This is a genomic window from Gemmatimonadota bacterium (assembly GCA_016209965.1).
Taxonomy (GTDB): Bacteria; Gemmatimonadota; Gemmatimonadetes; order Longimicrobiales; family RSA9; genus JACQVE01.
In genome coordinates, this window is the sequence record JACQVE010000321.1 from 1 (window position 1) to 2,060 (window position 2,060).

A 2,060-nucleotide genomic window follows, 5' to 3' on the forward strand; every position below is an offset into this window, starting at 1 on the left:
CGCCGCGCTCGCGCACCTGGACTTCGTGGCGGTTCATCCTTTCCCGGACGGCAACGGGCGCATCGCACGGCTTCTGATGAACCTCTGCTTAGTGACTGCTGGGCTTCCGTGGGTCACCATACGGACCGACGACCGGCTCCGTTACGTCAAAGCGCTCGAGGCGGCGACCGTTGGCGACGACGCGCGGCCGTTCGCGCGGTTCGTGCTTGATTACGTCCTGCAGGCAGTGGACTCCGTTTGAGCCCGCTTCCGCTCGCGGAGTTTCAACCCTTGATGACAGGCTTCCCCGAAAGGACGGCCGCGTCGATCGCGATTCGGTTCTGCCATGACATGGCAGACGTCCTCCTGGCTTGCGAAGGCCGTCTCAGAACAGCGCGAGGCGGCGCAGCAGCAGCGGGTGCGGCCGGCGCTGGTCCAGCCGGCGGAGCCCCACCTGCTGCGCGATCCGCTCCGCCTGGTAGAACTCGGCGGGCGCGAGCCGGCGGTTCAGCTCCGGGTACTTCTCGGCGCTGACCTTCCCGGCCGGGTAGTACTGGTCCATGAGGTTGACATAGGTGTCCGGCCCCAGCTTGGCGGCGATCCACTCGAGGATGGCGCGGGTCTCGTCCAGGCAGCCGGGCATGACCAGGTGGCGCACGATCAGGCCGCGGCGGGCGAGCCCGTCGTCGCCCACCACCAGCTCTCCCACCTGCCGGTGCATCTCCTTGATGGCCGCGCGCGCCGCCTCCGGGTAGTCCTCCGCCTTCATGTAGCTCCGGCTGCGCTCCGCGCTCCAGTACTTGAAGTCGGGCATGTAGATGTCGACCACGCCCTGCATGAGGCGCAGGCTCTCGAGCGCGTCGTAGGCGCTGGTGTTGTAGACAATGGGCAGCCGCAGCCCCCGCTCGACCGCGACCACCAGCGCCTCCAGCACCTGCGGCACCACGTGCTCGGGCGTGACGAAGTTGATGTTGTGGCAGCCGCGCGCCTGCAGCTCGAGCATCATGCCGGCAATGCGCTCGGGCCGCATGCCCGGCGTGGCCGTGCCCGGCTTGACCGCCTGGCTGATGTCGTAGTTCTGGCAGAACACGCAGCGCAGGTTGCAGTGCGAGAAGAAGATGGTGCCCGAGCCGTTCCACCCGCGCAGGCAGTCCTCCTCGCCGAAGTGCGGGAAGTAGCTGCCGACCACGGCGTAGCGCCCGGTCTTGCACGCCGCCCACCTGTCCTCCAGCCGGTTGACCTCGCAGTTGCGGGGGCAGGCGCGGCAGCAGGCCAGCCCGTCGAGCGCCGCCTGCGCGCGCTCCCGCAGCTCGGCGGGGGAGAGGTCCAGGTAGGCCGGCCGGCAGCCGTCGGGCGCGCCCGGGGCGGGGACGCTCCGGGCGGCGGAGGGCGGTGCGGCGGAGGGCGATAGGTTCATGGTTTGTGCGGCAGCGGAGGGCCGCGCGGGCGCTCCTGGATCGACGTCGGCTGCCCGTCATCGACGTCCACTCCCGTGCTCAAAATAGGGCCAAGGTCCGGTCCCCGCATGGGGTGCCACGGCTCCAGGCGGCCGGTGCTGGCGAACCGTCGAGGAGGCTAGCCGGATGCAAGTCCGGCAAGACGGCCGGCTTTTCCGTGAGGCTTCTGCGGTCACCGGCTCGGCCCAGCCGCCGCGGGGGCTTGCCTTGCACGCCTACGGCCTGGCCGTTGCCTCAAGCCTGCTCGCCCGTGGCCGGTCAGGGTAGCCACCTGTGACGGCCACAGGGCATCAGCGGGCGGCCTGACCGGGAACCAGCATGCACCACCGGGCACCGGCACCCTCAGGGCGCTCAGGGCGCCAGGGCGCCGCTCAGGTTGTCCGGCGACGCGCCCGCCATTAGATTGTAGCAGGTTTCGGGACGTGGCGCAGCCCGGTAGCGCACCTGAATGGGGTTCAGGGGGTCGCGGGTTCAAATCCCGCCGTCCCGACTCTCGAATCTGCGGCCCTCTGTCGCGACTTACGCGATGGGGCCGCTCCCTTAAGCGCTCTCCCCGGGTACGGTTGCCGTACAGTTCTCCTTAGCTTCCTGGGCTCGAGACCACGGCGATCGCCGGCGACGCTC

The 2,060-nt window shown here is 69.8% G+C and carries 2 protein-coding genes and 1 tRNA gene; 2 read left to right on the forward strand and 1 reads right to left on the reverse strand.

Annotated features, from left to right (window positions below; genetic code table 11):
• Nucleotides 1–241: Fic family protein (locus HY703_12785; GenBank protein MBI4546069.1), on the forward strand; the 241-nt coding region annotated here is incomplete at its 5' end.
• A 123-nt stretch (nt 242–364) separates the two neighbouring features.
• On the opposite strand, the gene HY703_12790 is transcribed toward HY703_12785, so the two are convergent.
• Nucleotides 365–1,396 (reverse strand): radical SAM protein, encoded by a 1,032-nt coding sequence (locus HY703_12790; GenBank protein MBI4546070.1) that lies wholly within the window; start codon nt 1,394–1,396, stop codon nt 365–367.
• A 456-nt stretch (nt 1,397–1,852) separates the two neighbouring features.
• On the opposite strand from HY703_12790, the gene HY703_12795 reads away from it, so the two are divergent.
• Nucleotides 1,853–1,926 (forward strand) — tRNA-Pro (locus HY703_12795).
• Nucleotides 1,927–2,060 lie beyond the last annotated feature (134 nt).